General features: G+C 70.1%; 21 protein-coding genes. 5 read left to right on the top strand and 16 right to left on the bottom strand.

All coding sequences use genetic code 11. The features are described from left to right. Positions 1–93 precede the first annotated feature (93 nt). From ACPXB1_RS16035 to ACPXB1_RS15975, 13 genes are all read right to left on the bottom strand, one after another. Complete coding sequence (locus tag ACPXB1_RS16035; RefSeq protein WP_355598106.1) at positions 94–2220, bottom strand: family 43 glycosylhydrolase; 2127 nt, start codon at positions 2218–2220, stop codon at positions 94–96. Between the two features lie 349 nt (positions 2221–2569). Continuing rightward, entirely contained in the window at positions 2570–4072 is a 1503-nt protein-coding gene (gene araA, locus ACPXB1_RS16030; RefSeq protein ID WP_425735473.1) for an L-arabinose isomerase, read from the bottom strand. Between the two features lie 26 nt (positions 4073–4098). Beyond that, positions 4099–5088, bottom strand: a complete 990-nt coding sequence (gene yjfF / locus ACPXB1_RS16025; RefSeq protein WP_355628005.1) for a galactofuranose ABC transporter, permease protein YjfF — start codon at positions 5086–5088, stop codon at positions 4099–4101. Further along, on the bottom strand, positions 5085–6155 hold the full coding sequence (locus tag ACPXB1_RS16020; protein ID WP_425735472.1) for an ABC transporter permease: 1071 nt from the start codon (positions 6153–6155) through the stop codon (positions 5085–5087). Before ACPXB1_RS16020 ends, yjfF begins: the two co-directional genes overlap by 4 nt. After that, entirely contained in the window at positions 6152–7693 is a 1542-nt protein-coding gene (locus ACPXB1_RS16015; RefSeq protein ID WP_355628010.1) for a sugar ABC transporter ATP-binding protein, read from the bottom strand. The genes ACPXB1_RS16020 and ACPXB1_RS16015 overlap by 4 nt, the downstream gene beginning before the upstream one ends. A gap of 192 nt (positions 7694–7885) precedes the next feature. Beyond that, positions 7886–8890 carry an ABC transporter substrate-binding protein gene (locus ACPXB1_RS16010; protein WP_425735471.1) on the bottom strand — a complete coding sequence of 335 codons (1005 nt, stop codon included), beginning with the start codon at positions 8888–8890 and terminating at the stop codon, positions 7886–7888. A gap of 126 nt (positions 8891–9016) precedes the next feature. Further along, complete coding sequence (locus tag ACPXB1_RS16005; protein ID WP_053652793.1) at positions 9017–9709, bottom strand: L-ribulose-5-phosphate 4-epimerase; 693 nt, start codon at positions 9707–9709, stop codon at positions 9017–9019. After that, the gene (gene araB / locus ACPXB1_RS16000; protein WP_355628016.1) at positions 9706–11412 is read right to left on the bottom strand and encodes a ribulokinase; all 1707 of its coding nucleotides are present in this window, start codon (positions 11410–11412) and stop codon (positions 9706–9708) included. Before araB ends, ACPXB1_RS16005 begins: the two co-directional genes overlap by 4 nt. A 608-nt stretch (positions 11413–12020) precedes the next feature. Continuing rightward, on the bottom strand, positions 12021–12809 hold the full coding sequence (locus tag ACPXB1_RS15995) for an ABC transporter permease (protein ID WP_355632592.1): 789 nt from the start codon (positions 12807–12809) through the stop codon (positions 12021–12023). Further along, on the bottom strand, positions 12806–13762 hold the full coding sequence (locus tag ACPXB1_RS15990; RefSeq protein ID WP_355632595.1) for an ATP-binding cassette domain-containing protein: 957 nt from the start codon (positions 13760–13762) through the stop codon (positions 12806–12808). The genes ACPXB1_RS15995 and ACPXB1_RS15990 overlap by 4 nt, the downstream gene beginning before the upstream one ends. 34 nt (positions 13763–13796) lie before the next feature. Next, the gene (locus tag ACPXB1_RS15985; RefSeq protein WP_425735470.1) at positions 13797–14639 is read right to left on the bottom strand and encodes a DUF4097 family beta strand repeat-containing protein; all 843 of its coding nucleotides are present in this window, start codon (positions 14637–14639) and stop codon (positions 13797–13799) included. Positions 14640–14712: 73 nt separating this feature from the next. Further along, complete coding sequence (locus tag ACPXB1_RS15980) at positions 14713–15246, bottom strand: hypothetical protein (RefSeq protein ID WP_355632601.1); 534 nt, start codon at positions 15244–15246, stop codon at positions 14713–14715. 62 nt (positions 15247–15308) lie between these two features. Further along, complete coding sequence (locus tag ACPXB1_RS15975; RefSeq protein WP_355632604.1) at positions 15309–16526, bottom strand: FUSC family protein; 1218 nt, start codon at positions 16524–16526, stop codon at positions 15309–15311. Positions 16527–16759: 233 nt separating this feature from the next. Here ACPXB1_RS15975 and ACPXB1_RS15970 point away from each other — a divergent pair, with 233 nt between their 5' ends. Further along, entirely contained in the window at positions 16760–18967 is a 2208-nt protein-coding gene (locus ACPXB1_RS15970) for a hypothetical protein (RefSeq protein WP_355632607.1), read from the top strand. Between the two features lie 3 nt (positions 18968–18970). On the opposite strand, the gene ACPXB1_RS15965 is transcribed toward ACPXB1_RS15970, so the two are convergent. Continuing rightward, positions 18971–19726 carry an SDR family oxidoreductase gene (locus tag ACPXB1_RS15965; RefSeq protein WP_355632609.1) on the bottom strand — a complete coding sequence of 252 codons (756 nt, stop codon included), beginning with the start codon at positions 19724–19726 and terminating at the stop codon, positions 18971–18973. 234 nt (positions 19727–19960) lie between these two features. On the opposite strand from ACPXB1_RS15965, the gene ACPXB1_RS15960 reads away from it, so the two are divergent. Then, entirely contained in the window at positions 19961–20611 is a 651-nt protein-coding gene (locus ACPXB1_RS15960; protein ID WP_355632612.1) for a class I SAM-dependent methyltransferase, read from the top strand. Here the strand turns inward: ACPXB1_RS15960 and ACPXB1_RS15955 are convergent. Continuing rightward, positions 20561–21133 carry an adenylate kinase gene (locus ACPXB1_RS15955; RefSeq protein WP_355632615.1) on the bottom strand — a complete coding sequence of 191 codons (573 nt, stop codon included), beginning with the start codon at positions 21131–21133 and terminating at the stop codon, positions 20561–20563. The genes ACPXB1_RS15960 and ACPXB1_RS15955 overlap by 51 nt on opposite strands. Positions 21134–21297: 164 nt before the next feature. Here ACPXB1_RS15955 and ACPXB1_RS15950 point away from each other — a divergent pair, with 164 nt between their 5' ends. The 3 genes from ACPXB1_RS15950 to ACPXB1_RS15940 are packed head-to-tail and all read left to right on the top strand — an operon-like array spanning position 21298 to position 23948. Next, complete coding sequence (locus tag ACPXB1_RS15950) at positions 21298–22479, top strand: RNA ligase RtcB family protein (RefSeq protein WP_355632618.1); 1182 nt, start codon at positions 21298–21300, stop codon at positions 22477–22479. Beyond that, positions 22476–23081, top strand: a complete 606-nt coding sequence (gene prfH / locus ACPXB1_RS15945) for a peptide chain release factor H (protein ID WP_355632620.1) — start codon at positions 22476–22478, stop codon at positions 23079–23081. The genes ACPXB1_RS15950 and prfH overlap by 4 nt, the downstream gene beginning before the upstream one ends. 39 nt (positions 23082–23120) lie before the next feature. Further along, on the top strand, positions 23121–23948 hold the full coding sequence (locus ACPXB1_RS15940) for a PIG-L family deacetylase (protein ID WP_355598086.1): 828 nt from the start codon (positions 23121–23123) through the stop codon (positions 23946–23948). A 36-nt stretch (positions 23949–23984) separates the two neighbouring features. Here ACPXB1_RS15940 and ACPXB1_RS15935 read toward each other — a convergent pair whose 3' ends face one another. After that, on the bottom strand, positions 23985–25058 hold the full coding sequence (locus ACPXB1_RS15935) for a TolB family protein (protein ID WP_355632623.1): 1074 nt from the start codon (positions 25056–25058) through the stop codon (positions 23985–23987). Positions 25059–25186 lie beyond the last annotated feature (128 nt).

Genomic DNA, 25186 nt, shown 5'->3' with positions numbered 1-25186 from the left:
CCCGCGGCCCTCGCTGTGGCGGGCGCCCCGCGTTTCATCCCGCCTGGCGGCCCCCCCCCGCCACCGGTCAGATCGACAGCTGTGTGACAGGCGTCACGGTGTCGTCAGGTCGAACCGGTTGACGGTCACCGCTCCCCCGAGCGCCTGGGTGGCGTGGTTGAAGATGGCGAACCGGTAGCCCATGAAGAACTGCCAGTTGTTGGCGAGCGTCAGGGCGTTGCCGAACGACGTGAAGTTGACCCCGTCGGTGCTGTACGAGAAGCGGGCCTGACGGCCGGATCCGGGTCTGATGTCGGCGTTGGCGCGCAACCAGATCCGGCCACCGGAGACGGCGGTGCTCGCCACCTCGCTGCCGGTGCTGGTGGTGTTCCAGTTGCTGTCCATCGTCAAGCCGTTCTGCATCACCAGACGCGTGGAACCGTTGTCCCGCCGGATGCCGATCCAGGCCGACGAGTTGCGCAGCACCGCCAGGCCCGTGCGGTCACCGTCGCGCATCGTCGAGTAGTCAAGCTCGATGGTGGCGGTGGAGGTGGGGCCCTGGATGCGGTGCGTCAACGTGTTCCGGGCGGCGTACAGGTCGCCGGTGACGGTGGCGGTTTGCAGGCGGAGCCCGTTGTTCACCGAATACCGGCTGGTGTCCGGGTTGTGGTTCCACTCCCACTGCGGGCCGAGGGTCGTGCCGGAGAACGTGTCGGTGCCGGTGAGTGGCTTCACCGCCCGGGGCGCGGCGGGCAGGTTCGGCTTCGGGTACGAGCTGCCCCACGCGCCGTTCACCGTCTGCAGGACGGGCCACCCGTCGCCGGTCCAGGTGATCGGCGCCATGGCGGGCATCCGACCACCGGGGTACGCGTCGACGAACGCCATGTAGTACCAGTCGCCGTTCTGGGTCTGCACCAGTCCGCCCTGGTGCGGAACCCCGCCGCCGGAGATCGGGCCGGGCAGGTTGAGCAGCACCTGGCGCTGCTCGTACGGGCCGAACGGGCCGTTTGTCGACTTCAGCACGTACTGGCCGTTGGCCGGTCGGGTGAGCCAGATGTAGTAGGCGCCGTTGCGCTTGTAGAAGCGCGCGCCCTCAAGCGTCCCGATGCTCGACGGCGTCTGGTACACCTGCTGGGCGCGGACCTGCGACTTCCCGTCGGCGGACAGCTGGGCGACGCTGATGGTGCCGTTGCCGTACGCCACGTACATGGTGTCGTTGTCGTCGATGAGCATCCCCGCGTCGTAGTAGCAGTTGGGGATTGTGGTGTGCTTGCTCCAGGTGCCGTCCACGGCGCTGGCGGTGTAGATGTGGGTCTGCGCGAAGTCGATGCACCCGGCCCAGTAGAACGTCCTGTTGCTCGGCCGGTAGTTCAGCGTCGACGCCCAGATCCCGTCGACGTACGCGTTACCGCCGCTCATGTCGTACTTCGACCCGAACTCCAGGCGTGGCACCGAGTGCCCGGCGAACTCCCAGTTGACGAGGTCGTACGAGCGCAGGACGGGAGCGCCCGGCGAGTAGTGCATTGTGGACGCCGACATGTAGTAGGCGTCGCCCACCCGGATGATGTCGACGTCGGCGAAGTCCTGCCAAACGACCGGGTTGGTGTACGTCCCGCCCGTCGGGGGCGGAGTCGTCGGCGGCGGTGTGGTGGGGTTGCCTCCGCTGCCCACCTGAACGAGCTGCCACTGCTGGTTGTTGCCGCCCCAGTCGTCGTACTGCACGATGTTGCCGCCGTCGGCGGTGGAGGCGTTCTGCACCTCGACCGCCTTGTTGCTGTTGCGGTTGATCAGTCGCACGTAGCCGCCCGAGGAGTCCGCCAGGCGGAACTGCTGGTTCACCCCGTTGCCGTCGGCCCACTGCACTATCGACGCGCCGTTGGCGGTGGAGAAGTTGTAGACGTCGAGCACCTTGCCGGAGTGCCGGGACTTCAGCCGGTAGTAGCCGCCGCCGGAGTCGACGAACTGCCACTGCTGCCACGCGCCGTCGTTGCGCGCCCACTGCGTGATCCGCGCGCCGTCGTTCGTGGCCTGGTTGTACACGTCCAGCGCCTTGCCGCTGTTGCGGTTCACCAACACGTACCAGGCGTTGGTGTCCACCGTCGCTGCCGATGCGGGTGACGCGGCCACCGCGGTGAGCGTGCCGCCCACCAGCACCGCCGCCGCGGCGGCGGTGAGCCGCCGCAACCACCCGCGCCGACGCGCGGGTGGTGTGGCCCAGGGAACCCGACCGATGGCAACCATGATCCTCCTTCGAGAACGCGAACCGAAGCGGTCTGGGCCGGCATCCCCCGGCACCGGGCGGGGTGCCGTGCCTGGCCACGGGCCCGACCGATGTGATCGCTAACATCGCTCCCCGTGCCGCGAGGGCGGCAATCAGTGAAAACCGGGGTGCGGACGCGATTCGCGGGCGGGTCAGCCGCAGACATTGACTGTCTTGGTTATAGACTGTGAGCGATAACACGCCCTTAGTCAAGACGTAACACAGCTGGCTCGCGGTCGTGCTAGGCGCACGCGCAGACGGGTGGCGCGTCCCGGCCGACAACGGCCGGTGAGGACGCCCCACCCGTCTGGGAAGGTGCTGCCGCGTGGGTCAGAAGCCGCGCGCCAACCGGTAGTAGGCCTGGTTCCACCGGATCTCGTCGGCGAAGCGACGCGGCTCGGTGTCGGCGTCGATGACGACGAGTTCGGTACGGCTCATCTCGGCCAGGTCGTGCAACTCCTCCACGCCGACTGCCTGGGACAGCACCGTGTGGTGGGGAGCGCCAGCGGTGATCCACGCCTCGGCCGAGACAGGCAGGTCGGGTCGGGGACGCCAGACGGCCCGTGCCACCGGCAGTCGGCGCAGCGGCTGCGGCGGCGTCACCACGTCGATCTCGTTTGCCACCAGCCGGAAGCGCTCCCCCATGTCGGCAAGCCCCAGCACCACAGCCGGGCCGGGCTCGGCGTCGAAGACGAGGCGCACCGGGTCCTCCCGCCCGCCGATGCTCAGCGGGTGGATCTCCACGTTGGGTACGCCGGACGCGATGGTCGGGCAGACCTCCAGCATGTGGGCACCGAGCACCAGCTCCGAGCCGGGGGTGAGGTCGTAGGTGTAGTCCTCCATGAAGGACGTGCCGCCCTCCACGCCCACCGACATCGCCTTGAGGGTGTGCACGAGCACGGAGGTCTTCCAGTCGCCCTCGCCGCCGAAGCCGTAACCGTCGGCCATCAACCGCTGCACCGCGATGCCCGGCAGCTGACGCAGCCCGCCGAGGTCCTCGAAGTTCGTGGTGAACGCCCGGAACCCGCCGGCGTCCAGGAAGGCGCGCATGCCCAGCTCCAGGCGGGCCGCGTACCGCAGGGAGTCGTGCTGCTCACCCCCGGCCACCAGCGCCGGGACGACACGGTACGTGTCCTCGTACTCCTTCACGAGGTCGTCGACCTGCGCGTCGGTGACCTCGCCGACCACCTTGACCAGGTCGTTGACGCCGTAGGTGTTCACCGACACCCCGAAGCGCAGCTCCGCCTCGACCTTGTCGCCCTCGGTCACCGCGACGTCGCGCATGTTGTCACCGAAGCGGGCCAGGCGCAGCGACCGCATCGCCGACCAACCCAGGGCCGCCCGCGCCCACGCGCCGACCCGGCTGGTCACCCTCGGGTCGCTGACATGCCCCGCGACGGTCTTGCGGGCCACACCGAGACGCGTCTGGATGTACCCGAACTCGCGGTCGCCGTGGGCGGCCTGGTTCAGGTTCATGAAGTCCATGTCGATGTCGTCCCACGGGAGCAGGACGTTGGCCTGGGTGTGCAGGTGCAGCAACGGCGTCTGCAACGCGTCCAGGCCGGCGATCCACATCTTCGCCGGGGAGAAGGTGTGCATCCACGCGATGACCCCGATCGCGCCCTGAGCGGCGGCGTCGCGGCAGATCTGGAGGATCTCGCCGCTGTTGGTCAGGACCGGCTTCCAGACCACCCGGGCAGGGATCTGCGGCGAGTCGTCGAGCGCGGCCGCGATCTGGCGGGACTGCTCGGCGACCTGCCGGAGCGTCTCCTCGCCGTACATGCCTTGGCTGCCGGTGAGGAACCAGATCACGGGTTCGGGGTGTGGTGCCATGGGGTTGCCTTCCGCGAGAGGGGCGGTCACTTGTAACGGATTCCGATGAGGCGCTGCAGGAGGATGAAGACGAAGAGCAGACCCCCAATCACGATCTTGGTCCACCAGGAGTTGAGGCTTCCATCGAAGGTGATGAGCGTCTGGATCACGCCCAGGACCAGTACGCCGAGCACCGTGCCGAAGACGTACCCGGAACCACCGGTCAGCACGGTGCCACCGATGACGACGGCGGCGATGACGTCCAACTCCATGCCGACGGCGATCAGCGGCGCGCCGGAGAGCGTGTAGAAGGACAGCAGGATGCCGCCGATCGCCGAGCACAGACCACTGATCGTGTAGACGGCGATCCGGGTCCGCCCCACCGGCAGGCCCATCAGCAGCGCCGACTGCGGGTTGCCGCCGATGGCGTACACGTTGCGCCCCAGCCGGGTGTAGGCAAGCGTGTACGCGGCCACGGCCACCACGGCGAACGCGATGAGCACGCTGATCGAGACGAAGTTGCCCTTGGGGTCGCCGATCCGCTCCTGCGACATCCTGGTCCAGAACCCGTCGGTGATCGGGATGGACGAGCCGGAGATGAACGTGCACATGCCCCGGGCGAAGAACATCCCGGCGAGCGTGACGATGAACGGCTGGATCTCGAAGAAGTGGATGGCGCAGCCCATCAGCAGACCGAGCGTCGGGCCGATGAGCAGGGCGATGACGAGCACCAACGGCGCCGGCATACCCCCCTGGAGCAGCCAGGCCGACACCATCGCGGTCATGGCGACCACCGACCCCACCGACAGGTCGATACCGCCGGTGAGGATCACGAAGGTCATCCCCACCGCGACGACGAGCAGGAAACCGTTGTCGATGAAGACGTTGAAGATGACCTGCACGTTGGAGAACGCCGTGTACTGCGACACCCCGATGCCGTACATGACCAGGAGCAGGGCGAGCGTCGCCAGGACCGGTATCTGCCGCCTCGGCAGCCGGAACCGGGCGCGGCCGGCGGTGAGTGATCCAGTGGTCATGCCGGCACCTGCTCCTTCGGCTTGTCGGCGACGGCGGCGGGCGGCGGAGCGTTTCGCCTACGGCGGGCGAACCGGGCCCGGAAGGCCGGCGCCTGGATGAGGCAGACGGCGATGACGACGACCGCCTTGAACAGCAGCGCGGTCTGCGGCGAGATGTTCATTGCGTACACAGTTGTGGTGAGGGTCTGGATGATCAGCGCGCCGAGGATCGTGCCGCTGAGGAAGAACCGGCCGCCCGCGAGGGACGTGCCGCCGATGACCACCGCGAGGATGGCGTCGAGTTCGACCCAGAGGCCGGCGGCGTTGCCGTCGGCGCTGGAGACGTTGGCCGTCATCATGAAACCGGCGATCGCGGCGCACGCGGCGCTGATCACGTACGTGAGGAAGATGACCCGGGCGGATCTGATGCCGGCGAGCCGACTGGCGACGGCGTTGCCACCCACCGACTCGATGATCATGCCGAGGGCGGTCCGTCGGGTGAAGGCGGCCACCAGCAGGGCTGCGGCGAGGGCGATGAAGATGGCAAGCGGCAGGGTCAGCGCGTGGCCCAGACCGATCGCCCGGTACGGCTCCGAGTTGATCGTGATGATCTGACCCTCGGTGATCAGCTGGGCGAGACCCCGGCCGGCCACCATGAGGATCAGCGTGGCGATGATCGGTTGAATACCGATCACCGCCACCAGCACCCCGTTCCAGGCGCCGAGCACGAGCGCCACACCCAGCGCCATCGCGAGAGCGGTAAGCACCACCGTGAGGCTGTTCTGGTCGGGCTGCTTGCTGATGTACATGCAGGCGATCGCGCCGCTGATCGCGCAGACCGACCCGACCGACAGGTCGATGCCGCCGGTCGAGATGACAAGGGTCATGCCCAGCGCGACGAGGATGAGCGGTGCGCTCAGCCGCAGGATGTCGATCGGCGTGCCGTACAGGTGCCCGTCCTTGAGTTCGACGGACAGGAACCCGGGCCGGTAGATCGTGTTCGCGGCGAGCATGGCGACCAGCACGGCGGCGGGCCAGAACAGCCGGTGACCGATCATCGTCCGGTAGCGGCCCATTGTGTCGTTCATCGGTCTGCCTCCTCCCGGTGGGATCCGCTGGCGATGGTCTGCATGACGCGGTCGGCGTCGAGGTCGTCGTCGTTGGCGAGCTGGGCGACCATCTGCCGGTCCCGCATCACTGCCACCTTGTGGCTGAGGCGCAGCACCTCCTCCAGCTCGGCGGAGATAAACAGCACCGCCATCCCGCCGTCGGACAACTGCGTCACGAGCTTCTGGATCTCGGTCTTCGCGCCGATGTCGATACCCCGGGTCGGTTCGTCGAGGATCAACAGCCGTGGCTCGGTAATCAGCCAGCGGGCCAGCAGCACCTTCTGCTGGTTGCCGCCGGACAGGTTGCGCACCGGCACCTCCGGGTCAGCGGGCCGGATGTTGAGGGCCTTGACGTACTTGTCGACCAGTTCGTCCTGACGGCGACGCGGAATGGGCCGCAGCCAGCCGCGGGCGGCCTGCATGGCGAGAATGATGTTCTCGCGGACCGACAGGTCGGGCACGATGCCCTCCGCGCGACGGTTCTCCGAACAGAACCCGACACCCTGGTCGATGGCCTGCGCGGGCGTACGCAGACTGCTCGACGAGCCGTCCACAACCACCTGACCGCCGTCGGCCCGGTCGGCGCCGAACAACAGCCGCGCGACCTCGGTACGCCCGGAGCCCAGCAGGCCGGCCAGACCCACCACCTCGCCGGCATGGATGGTCAGGCTGAACGGCTCGACCGCGCCGGACCGGCCGAAGTTCGACACCGCCACCAGCGGCGTGCCCTCCTCAAGCGTGGCCAGGTCCCGTCGGGAGCTCTCCTCGATGCCCTCCAGGGCGTCGAGCTCCTTGCCGATCATCTTTTCGACGAGGCTGAGCTGGGGCAGTTCGGCGGTCTGGTACTCACCGACGAGCCCGCCGTTACGCAGCACTGTGATGCGGTCGGCGATCTCGTAGACCTGGTCGAGGAAGTGCGTCACGAACAGGATCGCGATGCCCTCGTCGCGCAGTTGGCGCATGATGCGGAACAGCTGCGCGACCTCACCCGCGTCGAGGCTGGACGTCGGCTCGTCCAGGATCAGCACCCGGGCCTTGATGTCGATGGCGCGGGCGATGGCGACCATCTGCTGGATCGCGAGGGAGTACGAACCGAGCGGCGCACTGACGTCGAGGTCGAGGTCGAGGCGGGTCAGCAGCGTACGGGCGCGGCGGCGGACCTCACCCCAGCGGACGGCCCCGAGGAGCCGGGGTTCCCGGCCGATGAAGATGTTCTCCGCCACCGACAGGTTGGTGCAGAGGTTGACCTCCTGGTAGACGGTGCTCACCCCGGCGGCCGTCGCCTGCATCGGCCCGCTGAAGGACACCGGCTCGCCGTCGAGGGTGATCGCGCCCGCGTCGGTGTCGTAGACACCGGTGAGCACCTTGATGAGGGTCGACTTGCCGGCGCCGTTCTCGCCCATCAGGGCGTGCACCTCGCCGGGAAAGAGCCGAAAGTTGACGTCGTGGAGTGCGCGCACCCCGGGGAAGGACTTGCTGATCCCGGTCATCGTCAGGACCGGACGGCTATCCGTCATCCCATCAGACCTCTTCTGGGGGTTGTCGACGCGGAAGGGCCGTCGCGCTCCCGCCGAGCCCGCCCGAGCCGCCCCGTGAGGGGCGGCTCGGGCGGGCGTGTCACGGGGTGATCGCGGGCCATGCCCGGTCCGTTGAGGGTTGGGGGCGACGCGGCGGGGCCGCCACGCGAGCGCGGCGACCCCCGGCGTCGATCAGTACTTGCGGTTGGGCAGGGCCTCCTTGGCCTGCTCACTCGTGAAGGTGGTCTCCTCGGTCTCGATCCGGGCAGGCACCTCCTCGCCCGCGTGCACCTTCTTGGCCAGTTCCATCAGCTGTGGGCCGAGGAGCGGGCTGCACTCCGCGATGAAGTTGAACTTCCCGTCGGCGAGAGCCTGCATGCCGTCCTTGACCGCGTCGACAGTGATGATGGTGATGTCCTTGCCCGGCTCCTTGCCGGCCGCGGTGATCGCCTCGAGCGCACCCAGACCCATGTCGTCGTTGTGCGCGAACAGCACGTCGATCTTCGGGTTGGCCTTGAGGAACTGCTCCATCACCTGCTTGCCACCGGCCCGGGTGAAGTCCCCGGACTGCGACGCGATGACCTTCAGGTTCGGGTTGGCGGCGATCGCCTCGGCGAAGCCCTTCTTGCGGTCGTTGGCCGGGGCGGCACCGGTGGTGCCCTGCAACTCGACGATGTTCACCGGACCCGAGGCGCTCTTCTTCTGCTCGACGAGCCACTCACCGGCGAGCCGGCCCTCCTTGACGAAGTCCGAGCCGAGGAAGGTCTTGTACAGGCTCTTGTCGGGCGAGTCGACCGAGCGGTCGGTCAGGATGACCGGAATGCCGGCGTCCTTGGCCTCCTTGAGGACGGTGTCCCAGCCGGATTCCACGACCGGCGAGAAGGCGATCACGTCGACCTTCTGCTGGATGTAGTTGCGGATCGCCTTGATCTGGTTTTCCTGCTTCTGCTGCGCGTCGTCGAACTTCAGCTCGATGCCCGCGGCGGCGGCCGCCTCCTTGATCGAGGTGGTGTTCGCGGTACGCCACCCGCTCTCCGCACCGACCTGCGAGAAGCCCATCGTGATCTTGCCGTCGTCCGTGGACCCGCCGCCGCCGGTGTCGCTGTTGCCGCAGGCCGCCACGCCGCCGACGAGCAGCACGCTGGCGAGGACCGCGACAGCGCGCCACGGCGCGGACTGCGTACGCATCTTTCTCATCAGTTCTCCTTGGCTGGGTGTGGTGGGGACCGCGTCAGCCGCCGACGTACGAGAGGCGACCTCTGCGGGTGGTGCGTGCTGGTACGTCGGTGGTGCAGACCTGCGACCCTGATCCACGCTGGACGCTCAGGAGCTCGCCGGTGCGACTGGTTGTTGACCGTAGACGTTCTGGTAGCGGTGATACAGGGCATCGATGTCCGCCTGTGCCATCGGCACCGGCTGACCGAGCGCCCGGGCCAGGTGTGCGGTGCGGGCGACGTCCTCACACATCACCGCTGCCTTGACCGCCGCGCGGGCGTCACGGCCGATGGTGAACACGCCGTGGTTGCGCATCAGCACCGCTGGTGAGCGGTGCCCGGCGAGCGTGGCGACGATGCCCTTGCCGATGTCGTCGCCGCCGATCAACGCGAACGGGCCGATCGGGATCTCGCCGCCGAACTCGTCGGCCTGCGCGGTGAGGTGGCAGGGAATGGACTCACCACGGGCCGCCCAGGCGGTCGCGTACGAGCTGTGGGTGTGCACGACCCCGCCCACCTCGGGCATGGCCCGGTAGACGTAGGCGTGGGCGGCGGTGTCGCTGGAAGGGGCGAGGTCGCCCTCGACGAGAACGCCGTCGAGGTCACAGACCACGATGGTGTCGGCCGTGAGGTCGTCGTAGCTCACACCGCTCGGCTTGATCACCATGAGGTCGCTGCCCGGTACGCGCGCCGAGACGTTGCCGGCCGTCCAGGCCACCAGCTGGTAGCGGGTCAGCTCGGAGTGCAGACGGGCGACCGTCTCACGCAGCTCGCGGATCTGTCGGGTCACCTCGATGGTCATGCGACGACCTCCAACGGGGTCTCGTGAGCGGTCACGGGGGCGCTGTCGGCCGGCGCCTCGGCGGTCCCCACCGCCGCGTTGCGGATCGCCCGCAGGCGGAGCATGACGTCGTTGCCGCCCCGGCCGAAGTGGTCGTGCAACGCCCGGTACTCCGCGTAGAGGGCGTCATAGGCGCGGGCCCGGTCGGGGTCCGGCCGGTAGACGGCCTCGTGCACCTTCCCCATCGCCTGCGACGCCTCGTGCACCGACGGGTACGCGCCGGCGGCGACGGCAGCGTGGATCGCCGATCCGAGCGCCGGGCCCTGCGCGGAGGCGATGATGTTCAGCGGCCGCCGGGTCACGTCGGCGTAGATCTGCATCAGCAGCTCGTTGGAGGTGAGACCACCGGCGATCACCAGGTCGTCGACCGGAACACCGGCTTCGACGAACGCCTCGATGATCATGCGGGTGCCGTAGGCGGTGGATTCCAGCAGCGCCCGGTAGATGTCCTGCGGCCGGGTGGCCAGGGTCATCCCGACGATCATCCCGCTCAGGTCGTGGTTGACAAGCAGCGAGCGGTTGCCGTTCCACCAGTCCAGCGCGACGAGGCCGTGCGCGCCGACTGGTTGGCTTGCGGCCAGCGCGGTGAGGTGCTCGTGCGAGGCGGCCCCGGCCGGGGCGGCGTGCTCGACGAACCAGCCGAAGATGTCGCCGACACCGCTCTGCCCGGCCTCGTAGCCCCACGCGCCAGGGCTGATGCCGCCGTCGACCACCCCGCACATGCCGGCCACCTCGGCGGGTTGCCGACCGTTTACCACGTGGCAGGTGGAGGTGCCCATGATGGCGACGAGCCGACCGGGCTCCACGGCCTGCGCCGAGGCCGCTGTGACGTGCGCGTCGACGTTGCCGACGGCCACAGCGATCCCCTCCGGCAGCCCGGTCCACGCCGCCGCGGTGGCGGTGAGCGTGCCGGCCTTGGCGCCCAGGGGCAGCAGCGGACCGTCCAGCTTGGCCACGAAGTCGCCGAAGCCCGGGTTGAGCGCGGTCAGGAAGCCCTCGGACGGGTACTGGCCGTCCTGGAGGATCCCCTTGTAGCCGGCCGTGCAGACATTGCGGGTCTCGGCGCCACAGAGCTGCCAGACGATCCAGTCGGCGGCCTCGATGAAGCGCTCGGCCCGGTGGTAGACCTCGGGGTCCTCCTCCAGGATCTGCAGGCCCTTGGCGAACTGCCACTCGGCGGAGATCTTGCCGCCGTACCGGCCGATCCACGGCTCGGCCCGCTCATGGGCCAACGCGTTGATCCGGTCGGCGTGCGGCTGCGCGGCGTGGTGCTTCCACAGCTTGACCCACGCATGCGGCCGGTCGCGCAGCTCGGGATCCTCGCAGAGGGGGGTGCCGTCGGCGAACGTCGGCAGCACCGTGCAGGCGGTGAAGTCGATGCCGATGCCGATCACGGCGGCCGGGTCGATCCCCGCTGCGGACACCGCTGCCGGAACGGCGTAACGCAGCACGTCGCGGTAGTCCTGCGGGTTCTGCAGCGCCCAGTCCGGGGGCAGCGGCCGGCCGCTGGGAAGCGCAGCGCTGATCACCCCGTCGCCGTACTCGTGCACAGCGGTCCCCACCTCGGCACCGTCACCGACCCGGACCACGAGTGCCCGCCCGGAGAGGGTGCCGTAGTCGACACCGACGACGTAGCTTTCGGCAGCTCCGTCCACACGGTTCATGTTCACCTCCGCCGTTAACGGGGATAGTGTTAACGCTCACATCCAGCCTCGTCAAGACATCTACCCGCAACAGCTCCGTAACGGAACGCGGAGGCCCATCCAGGCACGCAGAGCGCCATCAGACTGGGGCAAAGCACGGATGTCCGGCATTCTGGGGACATGCTGGCGGGTCGGCGGCCCCGTAGGGGCCTGCCTCGACGACGGCACCCTCCCCGACGGTCCCGGGACGAGTCGCCCGCCGTCGACCACGATCGCGAGGCGGACGTCCGAACAGGAGCGACTGCCGCCAGGCCCAGTGTCAGCGATAACATCATCGGGCTTCGAGGTCCTGTGGTCGGATCTCTGGATCGACCGACAGGTCACCACACTGCCCAGGATCAAGCGCTCCGGCGGCCAGCGGCGGCCCCGCCCGGCCGACTCGGCAAGACGTTGTTATCGATAACATTTGATGTTTGGTCGAACCCGTTCCGAGGGCCGACGCGAACCACGTCCGCGCCGGCAGCCCGACCCATCGGGGCCGGGCTGCCGGGTGATCGTGCGGGCCACCCCCGTTCGCGCCCCGCCTCGACCGGGGACCGCGCCGCGAGTCACGACGGGTGCGTGTCGGGTCAGGCGCTCGGGTCGCGGTTGTACAACGCCCTGGCCCAGAAGAAGCAGACCACGCTGATGGCCGCGCACCACGCGACCGCCTCGATCGCGTTACTGCCGATACCGGTGCCGAAGAACAGGCCGCGCAGGGTCTCCATGACCGGGGTGAAGGGCTGGTGGTCGGCGAACCACCGCACCGGGGTCGGCATCGAGTCGGTGGGGACGAACCCGCTGCCGAGGAAGGGCAGCAGCACCAGCGGCATGGGCAGATTGCTTGCCGTCTCGACGCTCTTGGTGACCAGGCCGAGCGCGACAGACAACCAGGTGACCGCAAAGGTGATCATGGCGAGGACGCCGACCGCGGCGATCCACTCGATCGCCGTGGAGTTGGGCCGGAACCCGACGAGCAGTGCCACCCCGGTGACCGCCGCGAGGCTGAGCAACGCCTGGACCAGGCTGCCGAGCACGTGGGCGGTGAGCACCGACGGCCGGAAGATCGCCATGGTACGGAAACGGGCGATGATGCCTTCGGTCATGTCCATGGCGACCGAGATGGCGGTGCCCTGCGCCGCGCTCGCCACGGTGATGAGCAGGATGCCCGGGGTGACGTAGTTGGCGTAGTCGGCGCGGTCGCCGGAGGGCCCGAGGCCGGCGCCCAGGGTGCCGCCGAAGACGTACACGAAGAGCAGCAGCAGGATGACCGGGATGCCGACGAGCATGAGTGTCAGCGACGGGTAGCGCCGCATGTGGAGCAGGTTGCGCCGCAGCATCGTGCCCGAATCGCGGGCGGCGAGGGTGAGGGTGCTCATCGCGCCATCGCCCCTTCCTTGTCGGTCTGGCCGGTGAGGGTGAGGAAGACGTCGTCGAGGTCGGGGGTGTGCACGGCGAGGCCGGCCACGCTTATCGACGCGCGGTCGAGCTGGTCGAGGACTGAGCGCAGCGATCCGACGCCACCGTCGCTCGGCACCTGAAGGGTGAGCGCCGCGTCGTCCCGGGTCGCACCGGCGAACGTACGGGCCGCCGCGTCGAGCCCGTCGTGGTCGGCGAACCGCAGTACGACGTGCCCACCGGGGATGAGCCGCTTGAGCGCATGCGGGGTGCCCTCGGCGATCAGGCGGCCGTGGTCGAGGAACGCGACGCGGTCGGCGAGGTGGTCGGCCTCCTCCAGATACTGCGTGGTGAGCAGGATGGTGACACCTTCGGCGGAGAGGTCGCGGATGATCTGCCACATGGAACGGCGGCTACGGGGGTCGAGGCCCGTCGTGGGCTCGTCGAGGAAGATGACGCGGGGGTCGCCGACAAGTGTCATGGCGAGGTCGAGCCGCCGTCGCATGCCCCCGGAGTACGTCGCCGCCGGCTTGTCCGCCGCTTCGACAAGGTCGAACTGGTCGAGCAGATCGGCGGTACGCCGTCGACCTGCCGCCCGGCCCAGGTGACACAGGTCAGCCATGAGGCGGAGGTTCTCCCGCCCGGTGAGCAGGCTGTCGACGGCGGAGAACTGGCCGGTGACGCCGATCAGCGCGCGGACCGCGTCCGGCTCCCGGGTCAGGTCGTGGCCGGCGATGCGGGCCTGGCCGGAGTCGGCGCCGATCAGGGTGGACAGTATCTGCACCGTGGTGGTCTTGCCGGCCCCGTTGGGACCGAGCAGCGCGAAGATCGTTCCCGCGCGGATCTCCAGGTCGATGCCGTCGAGGACCACCTTGTCGCCGTAGGACTTTCGCAGGCCGCTCGCGACGATCGCGGGCTGGGTTGGCACGGTCATGGCTCCTCGATTCGTGTCCGGTGTCGCCCGGCGGTCAGGCACGGCGGATCATGATGTCGCCGTAGGAGGTGTTGGCCCGGATCTCGACGGTCTCGTCGGTCTCTGCCGGGCTGTCGGTAGTGGAGAGCGCGTTGTCGACCCGGCCGTGCCGGGAACCGACGTCGAGCCACGCGGCGGTCCCCCGCCGGACACCGACCTCGATGGCCCCGTACGAGGTCTGCAACTCCACGGACCCGCGGGCGACCTCGCCGAGTCGCACGTTGCCGTACGCGGTGCGTGCCGTCACCGAGGCCGCCGACTTGTCGACGGCGATGTCGCCGTGTGCGGTGTTGATCCGGATGTCTCCGCCGCCCCGGCCGATCCAGCAGTCGCCGGAGGAGTTCTTGATCTCGGCGGTGCCGCCGACCTCGCCGAGGCGCACCTTGCCGGAGGACGCCTTCACCCGGGCGGGGCCGTCGACACGTGTCACTGTGACCTCGCCGTGGTTGGTGTCGATGTCAAGCGGCCCGGTCTCGTCGAGTCGGATCGCGCCGCCGGTCTTGACGTGGCACTCGCCGAGCCGGCCCTCACCGCGGAACGCCGCCCACGAGGCTTCGGCGTGCATCCGTGAGCCGGCCGGCACCTCGATGAGGACGTCGACCGAGGGCCCGGGGCCGGGGCCGTAGCGGCGCCAACTCTTCGGCACCCGGATCGTCAGTCGGCCGGAGGCGTACTCGATCGTGGTCTGTTGGGCGGCGCTCACGTCGGCCTTGCTCGACGGATCGCGGGGCCGCACCTCGACGACGGTGTCGGTGCGGTCGGACGCGGAGATCCACGCGTCGCCGACGGGCAGTTCGACATGCACGTTGATGGGCTCGGGTGTGTCGAAAACAGGCATGGTGGTCTCCCGGGAGGATGCCAGCGGCGTCGCCGCTGGTGAGCGGGGTGGAAAGAAAAGGAGGACGGGTGGGTCAGCGCGCCCAGCCGGTGAAGTGCTGGCCGGCGCGGGGCTCCGGCCGACGGGCGGGACGGCGGTCCGCGTCACCGGCCCCGACGGCAGCGGCGACAGCCCGCACCAGCCAGGCGTTCACCGACAGCCCGGCCCGGCCGGCGGCCTCGTCGACGCTTGCCTTCAGATGGTCGGGAAGGCGCAGGTTGATCCTCGACGTGCCGCCGTCGTCGCCGTCCGGCGGCAGCACGGGTGCCGGCAGCGTCGCCGGCCCGGACTGCTCGGTCTGCTCGGCCGGGCCGCTGGCCGGCGGGTTGGCCGGTGTCACAACGAAGTCGGGGTCGCGCCCGCGCAGCCGGACGTGCACCGATCCCGGAGCGAGGTCACGGGTGATCTCGTCGGCCGCGTCCGACAACGCCTCCAGCAGCGCGAGGTGGGTCGCCGCCTCCAGTTGGGTGAAGAGCCGCTCGGCCAGCACCCGGCTGTCCGGGTCGACGCCCTCGGCGGCGAGGGCGAACTCGTTACGCAGGTTCTCAACGTACGGCCTCAAATCCATGACGCCATCATGGCATCACTTTGGCTCAGGATGCAACGCCTTAGGCTCAGAGTGATGCCACTTCACTCACCCGCGTCGGCAGCACCGGGCCGAACCAGCTCTCCGAAAGCACGCCTGACCAGCCGATTCGCCGCCTCCTGAGTCAGCCCGGTCGCCACCAGCAGATCGCTGACAGTCGTTCGGACCTGTGCCACCACGACAGCACCGGAGAAGCCGACCCCCTCCCGATAGGCGTCACCGGCCCTGCACACCGCCCGCAACGCCTGCACCCGCGCCCGCTCGGGTTCGTGACCGGCGGCGAACTGCTGCTTGAGCAGCCGGACCGCCTCGGCCAGGTCGGTGACCGCCTGCGACATCGGCGCCGGAACCGGCTCACCGTCCTCGATCAGGCTCACCGCCCGGCGGATCAGCGTGCCGGTGTTGCGCATCGCCCGGTCGATCGGTTCCGCCGCCCACGCGTACCGACCCACCGGCCCGCGCCGCTCGTGCCAGTGCACAGGCGACAGGGTGCTGGCCTCCCGAGCGCCCTGGGTCGCCTCGACGAGCGCGCTCACCTCGTCCTTGTTCTGCCGCAAGGCCGCCAGAGCGGTCCGGGCAGGACCGGCGTCGCCGTTGGCCAACGCTCCAGCGGTGGCGTCGAGCTGCGTGCTGAGCAGGTCAAACGCCGGCCGGGCGGCCCGGTTGAGCACACGCAGCGGATTCAGGGGCAACAGCACGGCGGTGACCAACAGCGCCACGCCACCCCCGATGAGCGCGTCCACGAAGCGGGGGATCTCCAGGTCCCGCACGGAAGGGCTGAGGGTCGCGATGAGCACCGCCGTCGCGCCGGCCTGGATCACCACCGCGGCGCTGCCGACGAGAAAAAGCGCGACGAGGACCGCCAGCACGACGATCAGCACGAGCTGCCACCACCCGGTGCCCACAACGACCAGCAGCAGATTACCGACGAGCACCCCCACGGACACCCCGATGATCAGCTCGACGGTGCGTCGGAGGCGTTGGCCGACCGACGCGGCGAGGGTCGACACTGCGGAGATCGGCGCGAACACCGGCTGGGAGACGTGCAGGACGTCGTGCGCCAGCAGCCAGGACAGCACGGCGGCCAGCCCGGCCTGCAGGGCCAGACCGCCGATGGCGTGTACCCGACGCAGACGGTCCCGCAGGGTCGCCACCGCACGCTCGCGGAGCCGGGCGACCGTCGCCGCCCGGCCCGCCCACGCGGAGTCGTCGGTACGGGTCGGAGCGCCCCCGTCCGTTCCAGGCCGACCGTCAGCCACCATGGCGGCGGCTACCCGGGGCGGCCCGACTCAACCCTGCCCGCGGCACTACGGACCGTCGCCGCCCGGCCGACCGGACGTCCCGCACCCGCGCGGCAGGGCAACACCACACGAATGGGTTCGCCGAACCGGGGTAGACCCGGGTCCGCCACACCGGTGGCGGGGCGTCCCCGGCCCGGATCGTCGGCCGGGCTGCCGGAACGCCTCGGGGGGCGATGGCGGATGGATCAGCACTGTTGAACGGGCGCGACACCTCCGGCGACATCATCGAACTGCGAGTGCACGGAGTCTCCGGCGCCGGAGCCGACCAGATGCTGGGTCTGCGGCAGTCGGCGCAGGTCGCCGGCGACCGCAGCGGGGGCTTCTTCCGGATACGCCCGTCCGGACCGGCACCGGAGGGCGTACCGGGCGTGACGCTGGAGGCGTACCGCTGGGGTGACCTGCCCTCCGGGACCGTGGCCCGGACCCTCGGATTGGTGTTCCTGCTGCCGTTCATGCTGGCCAACGTGGCGATCTGGATGCGCCCCGCGAAGCCGGGCTCGGAGGCGGTGGTCAAATCCCTCTGCAGGGTGCTGGCACTGATGCTCACCGTGCTGTACGTGTTGGCCGTCGCGGGCGTCGCCCTGGACCTTGTCGCCTGGAAGTGCCTGACGTCACCCCGCTGCCTGGCCGGGCGAAGCTGGCTGTCCTGGCTGAGCGGGCAGCGGGTCGGGGTGCGGCTGGCGGTGCTCGCGCTGGTCCCGGCCGCCGCGATCGCCCTGGTCTGGCGGCTCAGCAACCGGCCCGGAAGAACGTTCGAGGCGTTCCGGGCACCCGACGAGGAGCTGGGCGGGCATCGGCTCAGCGCAGTCGGCAAATGGGACGCCGAACCGCTTGTGGGGCGGCTCCGTTCGGTACACGTGGCGGCGGCGTTCGCGACGATGAGCACCGTCCTGCTCGCCGCCCGCGCCGCGAGCAGCGCCTCAGCCGTCACGCTCGCGCTGGTGGTCGCCACCGGCGTGGTCCTGACCGCCTGTGTGGGCCTGCTGTGCACCCCCGCGCTGATCGACAGGGCCCCGACAAACACCCGACTCGACACGATCACACGCACGCTGCGGACCATCGCCGTCATCCTTGCCGTCCTAGCGGTGATCCACGTGCTGACCAGCCCCGAGCCATGGCAGGAGGGGCGCGCGCTGCCCGGCTACGAGGCGATCCTGGCGGGGCTGTGCATCGCCCAGACGACATTGCTGGCCGTGTTCGGCGGGGTCCTGCTCCGGCACCGGGACCGCCAGAGCGACGGCAGTCCGCTGTTCGGTCTGGGAGCGCTGGCCATCTCATCCATCTCCATAAGCATTGCGGTGGCGTACTCCTCGGAGCTGGTCTACCGGGTCGCGGACTTCCTGGACCGCAACCTGCCGACCGGGGAGGGCCTCGCTGCCGGCCCGCCCGGGGCGTACACCTGGGCGATCTTCGGGTTTTTCCGGACCGTGCTGGTCACGACGGTCGTCGCCGGTTTTGTCGTGGTGCTCTCCCGCCCTGGCCGGAACCGCGCCGCGGCGGCGGTCGTCGCACGTGACTACCCAGATCGGCCGGCGGAGGCCCTGCCACGGCTGCGGCAGGTACGCGACGCGATAGCCAAGGCACGGTTCACCGAGAAACTGGTGCTGTTGGCAGTCGTCTTCGCCTGCCTCACCGGCGTCGGCATGGCCACCACCACCATCGGCCTGCTGGGGGTGTTTCCCAGCCACGTCGCCGAAAGGTACGTGGGAGTGCCCGCCGACGTGATCACCTTCGGCATCGCGCTCGGCAGTTGGAAGATCGCGGCGGTCATCCTCGCCCTGATCATCGGCGGAATCTTCGCGTACCGAACCGTCCCGTTCCGGCGGCACGTCGGTGTCATCTGGGACCTCGGCACCTTCTGGCCCCGGGCCGCCCACCCGTTCGCGCCACCCTGCTACGCCGAACGCGCCGTGCCGGAGCTGACCCGACGAATCACCTACCTGGTCGAACGCGGCGACAAGGTGCTGCTCACGGGGCACAGCCACGGCTCGGTCCTGCTCGCCGCGACAGTGCTCCAACTGCCGCCACGGATCGGCGCCCGCGTCGCGCTGCTCACCCACGGGTCACCGCTGCGCCGGCTCTACGCGCGGCTCTTTCCCGCGTACATCGACGACGCGGTGCTGCGCGATATCGGCGAGCGAATCGGCTGGCGGTGGGTGAACCTGTGGCGCGACACCGACCCGATCGGCGGCCGGATCCTCCCCGCAGACGCGTCACCTGAAGACGACAGCGACCCGGCGGCCACAGTGGATCGTCGACAGCGGGACCCCATCGACGTGGTGACCCCGCCGGGCGACAGCGTCCCCCCACCGATCCAGGGGCACTGGCCGTGCGAGTCCGACGAGCACTTCACCGACGCGGTACGGGAGTTGGCGCACCGCCTCGGCGGGCCCTCAGCGTGACGGTCAAGCCGCGTTCGAGGTCCGGGCGCGCCACTCGTCGAGGCGCGTGCCGGCGATGCGGGCGCCGTCGACGGGGACGAGTGAGCGCTCCTCCAGCTTGCTGCCGAAGTAGCGGGCGGCGGGGTCGGTCACCACCGAGCGGCGGTCGTCGCTGGCAGTGAGCACGGACCGGCCCAGTTCATCGAGGCGGAACTGCTCCGGGCCGGCGATCTCGACGACGCCGTTCGTCGGCGCGCCCACCACGACCGCCGCCACCCCGGCCGCGACGTCGTCGGCCGCCATCGGCTGGATCAGCACCGGCGCCAGTCGTACGGTGTCTCCGTCCGTCGCGGCGTCGACGATGCCCTGGACGAACTCGAAGAACTGCGTGGCGTGCACAAGCGAGTACGGCACTCCGGACCCGGCGATGAGCCGCTCCTGCGCGACCTTCGCCCGCATGTACCCGCTCTCCGCAAGACGGTCGGACCCCACGATCGAGAGTGCCACGTAGTGCCGCACTCCGGCGGCTGTCGCGGCGGCGAGCAGGGTCCGGGTGGACGTCTCGAAGAACTCCAGCGCGGCCCCGCCCTCGAGCGACGGAGAGTTGGAGGTGTCGACCACCACGTCCGCACCGGCGAGCACATCGGCCACTCCCTCGCCGGTAAGCGTGTTCACGCCGGTCTTCGGTGACGCCGCCACCGCCTCGTGGCCCTGCTCACGGAGATCGCGGACGAGCTTGGAGCCGATGAGGCCACTGCCGCCGATGACGACGATCCTCATGATCGAACCACTCCCTGTCCTTCAGGCGTCGGATCGAGCCGCTGTACCGGAACGGCGCCCAAGGGGCCGATTCCAGCCTACGTAGCTGCGCGTCACCGAGGCGCAGAGATCAGGCGTCATGATTGCGTCGCCGAAGCGCCTGGCTGGCCTGCCGATGGCGGGGGCCCGCTAGCCTGCTGATGGCGGGTGGTCGGCGACACGGGGGCCGACACCCACACGCAGCGGGAGGTCGACGTGGCCGCAGTGTCCCATCCGGTGTTCGCCCGGGTCTACGAGCGGCTCAGTGTGGCGATGGACCGCGCCGGCCTCGACGAGTTCCGCCGGGACGTGGTCGCCGGCCTGTCCGGCCGGGTGATCGAGGTCGGCGCGGGCAACGGTCGGATGTTTCCCCACTACCCGCAGGGCGTCACCGAGGTCGTGGCGGTCGAGCCGGAGCCACGGCTGCGGGCCGCCGCCACCCGGGCGGCAACGACAGCGCCGGTGCCGGTCACCGTCGTCGACGGCCTGGCCGAGGCGTTACCCGCCGGGGACGGCGAGTTCGACGCGGCAGTCGTCGCGTTGGTGCTGTGCACAGTGCCCGACCAGGCGGACGCGCTCGCCGAGATCGACCGCGTGCTGCGCCCCGGCGGTCAGTTGCGCTTCTTCGAGCACGTTGCCGTGGAAGAACCCGGACGGCTGCGCCGGATCCAACGGCTGTGCGACGCGACGGTGTGGCCGAAGCTGTTCGGCGGCTGCCACACCGCTCGCGACACCACCGCCGCCATCGGCGCGGCCGGGTTCACCATCGGGGAGCTGCGGCGCTTCCGGTTCCCGGCCACCAGTTCCAGCCCGTCCTCACCCTGCGTTCTCGGCCGGGCGGTCAAGCCGGGGCCGGGCCGGCGCTGAGGGCAGACCGGTCAGCCAGGCGTCCAGGGCCGCAGGGCTCTGGAACAGCAGCACCGGCGGCGCGATCGGATCGCTCTGCCAGGCCCGCATCCGCCGTCGCGCCCTGCCGAACGCGCCGACATGCCAGAGCAGGATCGAGTCCCGGGACAACACGCTGCCCAGCGACTCCCGATTGCCGCTGCAGATCACCTCGCGTGTCACGAGCCGGCGCAGAGTCCGGCGCAACAACCGCCAGAACGACAGCCACCGCGGATAGTCCAGGCCCACCACCAGGTCGGCGCGCGCAAGGGGTACGTCCCGCCACCCGTGGTAGGCACCATCGAGGATCCACGTGTCCCGGCGACAGATGGCCTCGATCCGGCTGCGCTGTTGCTCGACCGGCACCTCGACCCAGCCCGGCAACCACAACTGGTCGTCCACCGGATACCACGGCAACCCGAGGCGCTCGGCCAACTGCTGCGCCAGCGTGGTCTTGCCGGCGCCGTACACCCCGTAGACCAGGATGCGCCGTGGTGCGCTCATCGCGGAAGCGTACGCGCGAAAGTCGGTTGCCGCCGAGGACGGGTTCGGCCAGAGTGCTCCCCATGACGTACTGACGGACACCACCGCACCGCACCGGGCCCCCGAGGCCGACCGGTGCCGTACCGCCGTCTGTCCCTTGCGTTCTCAGCGAGAAGTGAGCGTCGTTGTCTGAGCACCACTCCCCTGGGGAGTCTCTGCCCCTGTCCACATCGGCCACCGTCACCGTGTTCGCCTCCCCCGCGAGTTGGATCGAGTCCGACGCGCTGGAGCAGTGCCGTCAGGTGGCCGCCCTCGACGGAATGATCCACGTTGCCGGCATGCCGGACCTGCACCCGGGCAAGGGTGCCCCGATCGGCGCCGCCATGGCGTCGAGCATGCTGTACCCGCACCTGGTGGGATCCGACATCGGGTGCGGCATCGCCGTGTTCCCGTTCCGGCTCAAGCGCGTCGTACCGGAACGGCTGGCCGCCCGGTTCCCCGACCTCGACCGTCCGCTCGACCCGGAGCAGGACGCCGACGACAGGGCCTGGGACGTCCTGCGCGGTGAGGTTCCCGCAGGTCACCTGGACGGGCTCGCAACGGTCGGTCGCGGCAACCACTTCGTCGAACTCGCCCGCGTCGACACCGTCCTGCACCCGGGCCACGCGAGCCGCCTCGGGCTCGACGCCGGTGACCTCGTCCTCATCGTGCACAGTGGTTCGCGCGGTCTGGGCGAGCGGATCCTGCGGGCGCACACGAGCGTTCACGGTGCCGGCCCTGCGCCGGACCCGGCCGCCTACCTCGCCGCGCACGACGACGCCGTGCGGTGGGGCTCCCTCAACCGGCGTCTGCTGGCCGCCCGGGTGGCGCACGCCCTGGGGGCCGCGCCGACCGAGCCGATCGTCGACCAGTGCCACAACCTGGTCGAGGTCCGCGACGGGGTGTACCTGCACCGCAAGGGGGCCGCACCCGGTGACGGCCGCGACGTGCTCATCGCCGGTACGCGGGGCACGGCGTCCTACCTCGTGGCCGCGCACGCCGGGCCCGACGCCAACCACTCCGTGGCGCACGGCGCGGGCCGCAAGATGTCCCGCGCCGACGCCCTGCGCCGGGGCCGGGCCAAACACACGGTCGAGGAGTTGCGTCGCACGCCGGTGGGGTCGCTTGTGGTGTGCGGCGACCGCCAGTTGCTCTTCGAGGAGGCTCCCACCGCGTACAAGCGGATCGAGCAGGTGATCGGTGATCTGGTCGAGCACCGGCTGGCCACACCTGTGGCCACCACGACTCCGGTGATCACCTACAAGACGCGGGCCGCAGGGGCCACGCCACGACCGGACAGCCAGCGCCGCGGGCGGGCCCGATCATGAGTACGCGGCTGCTGCTGTCCAGCGGGCACGGCCCGCAGGAGTGCGCCTGGGCGCTGGCCCGGTTGCTGCGCCGGCTGGAGGGCGACGCCGCCAGGCGTGGCCTGACGGTCCGACGGGTCGAGGTGGTGCCGGGCAACCGGGCCGGCACCTACCGATCGGCGTTGATCCAGATATCCGGTGCCGACGCCGAGGCGTTCGCCGCCTCCTGGACGGGCAATCTGTGCTGGCAGGCGCCAAGTCCCTACCGCCCAGGCCACGGCCGGAAGAACTGGTATGTCACAGCGCAACCGCCGCCGGGTGACGCCGGGGCGACGACGTTCACGGAGGCGGACGTCGACATCGTGCCCTGCCGCACCGGCGGCCCCGGTGGGCAGCACCGGAACAAGGCGAGCACCGCCGTACACGCTACCCACCGCCCGTCGGGGCTCGTCGTGGTGGTGGACAGGGAGCGGCAGTTCAGCCTCAACCGCGCCATCGCCATGCGCCTGCTGCGGCAGCGCATCGAGGCCGGCGACGAGGCGGCCCGGCGGGCGGTGACCACCGCCCGCTGGCGCATCCACGACGAGGTGGTGCGAGGTGACCCGGTCCGCACCGAACGCTGATGTCCCGTTCCCCGGCGTCGATCCCCGTACGCTTGTGGCATGGCTGAGCGATCCCTGACCCTGATGGCGGTGCACGCCCACCCCGACGACGAGGCCACCAGCACCGGCGGCGTCCTGGCCCGATACGCGGCCGAGGGAGTGACGACGGTTCTCGTGACCTGCACGGACGGCCGGTGCGGTGACGGGCCCGGCGGGGTGAAGCCCGGCGACCCCGGTCACGACCCGGGCGCCGTGGTGGCGATGCGCCAGGCCGAGTTGGAGGCCAGTTGCGCGGCGCTGAAGGTCACCCACCTGGAGACCCTCGGCTACGGCGACTCGGGGATGATGGGCTGGCCGAACAACGACCAGCCCGGCTCGTTCTGGTCGACGCCTGTCGCGGAGGCGGCGGACCGGCTTGCCGAGTTGATCCGCCGGTACCGACCGGACGTCATCGTCACCTACGACGAGAACGGCTTCTACGGTCACCCGGATCACATCCAGGCCCACCGCATCACCATGGCGGCCGTCGCGCAGACCGACGTTCCCGCGAAGGTCTACTGGACCACTGTGCCCCGCACCGCGTTCGAGGACTTCGGCCGGATCATGAAGGAGCTGGGCATCGAGTGGGCCGACCCGGACCCGTCGTCGCCCGAGCCGGCGCTCGGCCTCCCCGACGACGAGATCAGCACCTGGGTCGACACGAAGGCGTACGGCGATCAGAAGTTCGACGCCTTGGCGGCGCACGCCAGCCAGACCGAGAACATCTTCTTCCTGCAACTGGGCCGGGAGCGCTTCACCGAGCTGATGGGCGTCGAGACGTTCGTCCGCGTGCGGGACACCACGAACGCGCCGCTGCCCGAGGACGACCTCTTCGCCGGCCTACGCTGACGGTCCGCTCCGCTCACCCGTCCGTCCTGGCCACGGTCAGATCCGCGCGCCGGGGACCAGCAGGTTCACCAGCCTTGGGAACGTCGTCACGACACGCCGGGCGCCGTTGTGTGGGTCGACAACCACCAACTCGGTGGTGGTTTTCGTCATGCGTTGCAGGACGACGCCCTCGGGCACCACGCCTCGACACAGCTCCGCGCTCTGCCCGGGCACGGTCCGCACCTCGATCCCGGCGGTGGCCGCTCCGGTCTTCACGTCGACTCCCAGCAGCGTCCCCTGCCCGCTCTTCGAGGGGGCGTGCACCCAGATGGTCGGCGGGCTCCCGCCCGCGTACCACAGCGCCAACATCGGAGGCGCCGTCTCGGTCGTCTCCTGCCTGCCCACCGTCAGCCTCCGGGTCACGAGGGTGGCGATGTCCGTGAGCTTGACTGTCATCTCCGACGCGTGGTCGGTTGGCACCAATTCGTACGTCGCGATCTCCCTGCCGTTGATGAAGCCCGCCTCGGCGCTGATGGCTGAGGTGCGCATGTCGAGCTGTCGCACCTCGCCGTCGGGCAGGGCCATGACCGCGTAACCCCGGCCGTCCATGTCCGGCTTCATGAAAAGCGCCGACCGGGCGTCAGTCGACCACACGTCCAGCTCGTACTCGCTCGTGACCTCGTGCTCGGCTGTCCCCGTCAGGTCCCGCACCCGCCACCGACCGTCCCGTCGGTCGGCCAGCCAGCGTCCGTCCGGCGACAGGGACAGGTTCAGAGGCCCGACCCCCTCAGGCGTACGCCCGACGCGGAACTGCTCACCCGATACGGTGACCACGTAGACGTCGTGGCGCTCGAACGTCGCGCCGGTCGGGTCGAGGTCCTCCGGGTCGGTCTGCTGGTGGTAGATCAGCGCACCCCGGCCGACGCCACGGTCGGTGGGCAGGTCCACCGCCTGGGCCGGCGGTCGCACCTGCGCCGGCAGCGTGGAGAGGACCGGCTCGAACTCCGCGCCTGCCGCGGGCGTCGGGGCCTCCCGCTGCGTGGCGACCCCCCACACCACCACCCCGATCGCCGCCAGCACGACGAGCACCGCGCTCACCGCGGCGGCCCGCCGCCACCCCCGCTCCGGCACCGGATCTGTCTGCTCTGGTGGAGATTGCTCTGGTGGAGATTGCACCGCGCGACCCCCCGTCCCGGGCGCTTGTGCGCCCAGCACAACTAAACGTGGGCAGGCCCGCCTATCAACCCTGCGGCACTATC

Origin of the sequence: Micromonospora sp. DT68, assembly GCF_049847245.1 — a bacterium.
Lineage (GTDB): Bacteria > Actinomycetota > Actinomycetes > Mycobacteriales > Micromonosporaceae > Micromonospora > Micromonospora profundi.
This window is presented reverse-complemented; position numbering and strand designations above follow the sequence as displayed.

What these genes read in the sequence shown, in the direction of transcription:
- ACPXB1_RS16035 (WP_355598106.1), bottom strand. Translation starts at nt 2,220, where the DNA reads ATGGTTGCCATCGGTCGGGTTCCCTGGGCCACACCACCCGCGCGTCGG.
- araA (WP_425735473.1), bottom strand. Translation starts at nt 4,072, where the DNA reads ATGGCACCACACCCCGAACCCGTGATCTGGTTCCTCACCGGCAGCCAA.
- yjfF (WP_355628005.1), bottom strand. Translation starts at nt 5,088, where the DNA reads ATGACCACTGGATCACTCACCGCCGGCCGCGCCCGGTTCCGGCTGCCG.
- ACPXB1_RS16020 (WP_425735472.1), bottom strand. Translation starts at nt 6,155, where the DNA reads ATGAACGACACAATGGGCCGCTACCGGACGATGATCGGTCACCGGCTG.
- ACPXB1_RS16015 (WP_355628010.1), bottom strand. Translation starts at nt 7,693, where the DNA reads ATGACGGATAGCCGTCCGGTCCTGACGATGACCGGGATCAGCAAGTCC.
- ACPXB1_RS16010 (WP_425735471.1), bottom strand. Translation starts at nt 8,890, where the DNA reads ATGAGAAAGATGCGTACGCAGTCCGCGCCGTGGCGCGCTGTCGCGGTC.
- ACPXB1_RS16005 (WP_053652793.1), bottom strand. Translation starts at nt 9,709, where the DNA reads ATGACCATCGAGGTGACCCGACAGATCCGCGAGCTGCGTGAGACGGTC.
- araB (WP_355628016.1), bottom strand. Translation starts at nt 11,412, where the DNA reads ATGAACCGTGTGGACGGAGCTGCCGAAAGCTACGTCGTCGGTGTCGAC.
- ACPXB1_RS15995 (WP_355632592.1), bottom strand. Translation starts at nt 12,809, where the DNA reads ATGAGCACCCTCACCCTCGCCGCCCGCGATTCGGGCACGATGCTGCGG.
- ACPXB1_RS15990 (WP_355632595.1), bottom strand. Translation starts at nt 13,762, where the DNA reads ATGACCGTGCCAACCCAGCCCGCGATCGTCGCGAGCGGCCTGCGAAAG.
- ACPXB1_RS15985 (WP_425735470.1), bottom strand. Translation starts at nt 14,639, where the DNA reads ATGCCTGTTTTCGACACACCCGAGCCCATCAACGTGCATGTCGAACTG.
- ACPXB1_RS15980 (WP_355632601.1), bottom strand. Translation starts at nt 15,246, where the DNA reads ATGGATTTGAGGCCGTACGTTGAGAACCTGCGTAACGAGTTCGCCCTC.
- ACPXB1_RS15975 (WP_355632604.1), bottom strand. Translation starts at nt 16,526, where the DNA reads ATGGTGGCTGACGGTCGGCCTGGAACGGACGGGGGCGCTCCGACCCGT.
- ACPXB1_RS15965 (WP_355632609.1), bottom strand. Translation starts at nt 19,726, where the DNA reads ATGAGGATCGTCGTCATCGGCGGCAGTGGCCTCATCGGCTCCAAGCTC.
- ACPXB1_RS15955 (WP_355632615.1), bottom strand. Translation starts at nt 21,133, where the DNA reads ATGAGCGCACCACGGCGCATCCTGGTCTACGGGGTGTACGGCGCCGGC.
- prfH (WP_355632620.1), top strand. Translation starts at nt 22,476, where the DNA reads ATGAGTACGCGGCTGCTGCTGTCCAGCGGGCACGGCCCGCAGGAGTGC.
- ACPXB1_RS15940 (WP_355598086.1), top strand. Translation starts at nt 23,121, where the DNA reads ATGGCTGAGCGATCCCTGACCCTGATGGCGGTGCACGCCCACCCCGAC.